This is a genomic window from Nocardia sp. NPDC004722 (assembly GCF_053601505.1).
In genome coordinates this window covers 1-3,314 of the sequence record NZ_JBSGBY010000783.1, presented here as the reverse complement: position 1 = coordinate 3,314, position 3,314 = coordinate 1, and the positions used below count along the sequence as shown (strand labels likewise).

5 protein-coding genes are annotated in these 3,314 nt (G+C 69.2%); 3 read left to right on the top strand and 2 right to left on the bottom strand.

All coding sequences use genetic code 11. The annotated features are described in order from the left end of the window. The coding region (locus tag ACWELQ_RS41755; RefSeq protein WP_452402516.1) for a hypothetical protein at positions 1-748 on the bottom strand (748 nt) is incomplete at its 3' end. Positions 749-1,087: 339 nt separating this feature from the next. On the opposite strand from ACWELQ_RS41755, the gene ACWELQ_RS41750 reads away from it, so the two are divergent. Further along, entirely contained in the window at positions 1,088-1,519 is a 432-nt protein-coding gene (locus ACWELQ_RS41750) for a hypothetical protein (RefSeq protein ID WP_452402515.1), read from the top strand. On the opposite strand, the gene ACWELQ_RS41745 is transcribed toward ACWELQ_RS41750, so the two are convergent. Continuing rightward, positions 1,436-2,092, bottom strand: a complete 657-nt coding sequence (locus ACWELQ_RS41745; RefSeq protein WP_452402514.1) for a hypothetical protein — start codon at positions 2,090-2,092, stop codon at positions 1,436-1,438. The genes ACWELQ_RS41750 and ACWELQ_RS41745 overlap by 84 nt on opposite strands. A 247-nt stretch (positions 2,093-2,339) precedes the next feature. On the opposite strand from ACWELQ_RS41745, the gene rplM reads away from it, so the two are divergent. Continuing rightward, positions 2,340-2,783: a 50S ribosomal protein L13 gene (rplM, locus tag ACWELQ_RS41740; protein WP_213557937.1), complete on the top strand. Its 444-nt coding sequence runs from the start codon at positions 2,340-2,342 to the stop codon at positions 2,781-2,783. Further along, positions 2,780-3,301 carry a 30S ribosomal protein S9 gene (gene rpsI / locus ACWELQ_RS41735; RefSeq protein WP_452402513.1) on the top strand — a complete coding sequence of 174 codons (522 nt, stop codon included), beginning with the start codon at positions 2,780-2,782 and terminating at the stop codon, positions 3,299-3,301. The genes rplM and rpsI overlap by 4 nt, the downstream gene beginning before the upstream one ends. The last annotated feature ends 13 nt before the right edge of the window (positions 3,302-3,314 follow it).

Here is a 3,314-nt window from a genome sequence, read left to right as displayed (position 1 = left end):
CGCGCAGGAGGCCGCCGCGGCGAGCGGTGCGGGTACACAGGCCGGTGCCGCGGGCTCGCCCACCGGCCCCGGTGGGCTGACCCAGCGCATGACGGCCGAGGAAGTCGCGCGGCTGGCCGCGCAGGCGGGCATCTCCGGCACCTCGGCGGCGGGGCTGTTCGCGCACGGCCGCCACGAGGCTCCGGAGGCCGGTCAGCAGGGCGGCGATGCGGGCCAAGGGGTTTCGCGTGAGACGCCCGCCGATTCGGCCGCTGGCCGCGGCACCTTGCCGCCCGGGCTGGAAGGTGTGGGTGGCCGGTTCATGCGGCCGCCGGGTTCGCCCGCCGATGATCAGATGACGGCCGTCGTCGGGCGCGAGGCACTCGGCGGTGCCGTGCCCGGGCAGCCGGGTGCCGCCGGTTACGGCGCGGGTTCCGGTGCCGGGCAACAGGGTTCGGACGCCGGTGCGGGTGCGTACGGTCCCGGCGGTCAGGGCCAGCAGGGCGGTCAAGGTCAGTACGGCGGTCAAGGTCCGCAAGGCGGTCCGGGGCAGCATGGTGGTCAAGTGCCGCAGGGCGGTCAAGGTCAGCAGAGTGGTCCGGGGCAGCCCGGTGGTCAAGTGCCGCAGGGCGGTCAGGCCGGTGCGTACGGGCAGCCGGGCGGGTATGGGCAGGCGGCTGGTCAGCAGGCCGGGTATGGCCAGGCTGGTGGCGGCTACGGGCAGGGCGGCGCGTACGGGCCGGGTGGTTCCTACGGCGCGGCCGGTCAATCCGTGCCGGGCACTCCCGGTTACCAGGGCGGCCAGGGTGGTCAGGGCTACGGTCCGGCAAATGCTCCCGGGTCCGAATCGGGTGCGCAGGGCGGTTCCGGGCCGTACGGTCCGGGCGTCGGCCAGTCGGGTGCCGGTGGGCAGTATGGCCAGGCCGGAGGCTATGGCGCACCCGCTGGTTACGGGCAGCAGGGTGGCTACGGCCAGGGTGGTTACGGTGCTTCGGGTACCCCCGGCGGCTATGGCTCCGAAGGGGATTCGTCCGGTTCGGGTCGCGGGAGTTTTGCTGGATCCGGCGGAAACGCTCCTGGTCAGCCCGGCGCGATGTACGGTGGGTCGATGTCCACGGGGGCGCGTCAGTCGAATCCGCAATCGCCGGAAGATGCCGCAGGCCAGTCGGATTCGGAATCCGACTCCGAGCGCAAGCCGCGCAAGGGCAAGCTGTGGAACAAGATGCGCAAGCCCTTCGGCGCGCCGATCATCATCGGCGCGGCGGCACTGTCCGTGATGGGCATCCATTCCGACGGCGCGGCGCACACCACCGCGGCTCCGGTGTCCGACACCGTGATTCAGGTCCGTGCGGGTGCCGTGCAGCCGGTCGGTCAGTCCTGCGCCGTGACCCCGTTCGTGTCGGGTCTCCCGGCCGCGGGCATCGCCACGGTCGGTGATCCGCAGAACCTGGACTGCCTACGCTTCGGCATCGACACGTTGCGCTACACCGTTCCCGGCCCCGTACGCGGCATCGATCCTGGTCCGCCCCTGCATATCTGAGCCGCGCGGCATATCCGAGCCGCGCAGCCAATCCACCGCGGCCAGCACCTCGAGCTGTGAGATTCGGGGTGCCGGTCCGGTGTGGCCGGTGAGCGCCCAGGCGCGATCGACCGTGGCCTGCCGCAGCCGCCGGGCCGCGTAGAACAGCAGCGTGGCCAGTGGCAGTTCGCCGATTCCCGCCGAGAGCACCGAGACCCACAGCTCCGGGGTGTTCCAATCCAGCACGATGTCGAACCAGGCGTCGCAGACCAGCAGCGTGCCGGTGATCATCGCCCACGGGATGAAGATCTGCCGTCGCCGCCACGCGTACCAGGCCGTCATGCCGATGGCGCCGACGAGCGCGAAGTCGAATCCCACCCACGCGATGTCCCACTGATCCACCTCGCGCTCCGACGGCAGGCTGACCGACAGATACGCGATCCAGGGGACGAGAAAGACCAGACTGCCGGTCACGACGGTGAGCAGGATCCGGCGCATGGCCATCGCGCGCGGGTGGTACCGGGGAATGGTGATCGCCACGGCGGCCTCCATCGGCAGAGCGACTCGACCGCCGAAGCGGTCCTCACTCTTCACTACAATGCCCGTAGCGGAGGAACCTATTCCGCTTATCGAGTGATGTGGATCACTTTCGACGGGTGATAGTCGCTCGTCCGGACCGGATTCGGGGCGCGCGCCTCGCGCTGGTAAGGTGCTTCGTTGGTGTGCGGTACGGCCGGGGTGACCCGGTTGTCGCACGAGCCCCGGGTCTCCACCAACCGCCGGGAATCAGCTCGACCATCACACCGTGGTTGGCAACACCTACGACAGACAGGGATGCACTGTGCCTACGTACAGCCCCAAGGGCGGTGACGTGACCCGCAAGTGGTACGTCATCGACGCCACTGACGTAGTGCTCGGCCGTCTTTCCGTGCAGGCTGCGAACATCCTGCGTGGCAAGAACAAGCCGACCTACGCTCCGAACGTTGACGGCGGCGACTTCGTCATCATCATCAACGCCGAGAAGGTTGCCATCTCCGGCAACAAGCGGCAGGACAAGGTCCTCTACACCCACTCCGGCCACCCGGGTGGTCTGAAGGGCCGTACCGTGGGCCAGATCCTGGACACCCGCCCCGACCGTCTGGTCGAGCGTGCCGTCAAGGGCATGATCCCGAAGAACAAGCTGGGCAACCAGATCATCGGCAAGCTGAAGGTCTACGCGGGCCCGAACCACCCGCACGCCGCCCAGCAGCCCATCCCCTTCGAGATCAAGCAGGTGGCCCAGTGACCGCTCCCGAAGAATTCAACGACGACTACGTCGTGGAAGACACCGCTGTGGAGGTCGTCGAGGAGGGTGACGGTTACGAGGCCGAGGCCGAGTACACCGAGACCGAGTCCTTCGCCGCCCCGGTCATCATCGACCGTCCGGTGCAGACCGTCGGCCGCCGCAAGGAGGCCGTGGTCCGCGTGCGCCTGGTGCCGGGTTCCGGCAACTTCGTGCTCAACGGCCGCACCATCGAGGATTACTTCCCGAACAAGGTGCACCAGCAGCTGGTGAAGTCCCCGCTGGTCACGGTCGAGCGCACCGAGACCTTCGACATCCACGCCCGCCTCGTCGGTGGTGGCCCGTCCGGTCAGGCCGGCGCCCTGCGCCTCGCCATCGCGCGCGCCCTCATCGAGGTCACCCCGGACGACCGTCCCGCCCTCAAGCGTGCCGGCTTCCTGACCCGTGACCCGCGTGCCACCGAGCGCAAGAAGTACGGCCTCAAGAAGGCCCGCAAGGCGCCTCAGTACTCGAAGCGCTGATATTGCCCTGTAC

Coding starts and splice junctions, on each gene's coding strand:
- ACWELQ_RS41750 (WP_452402515.1), top strand. CDS start 1,088: ATGTCCACGGGGGCGCGTCAGTCGAATCCGCAATCGCCGGAAGATGCC.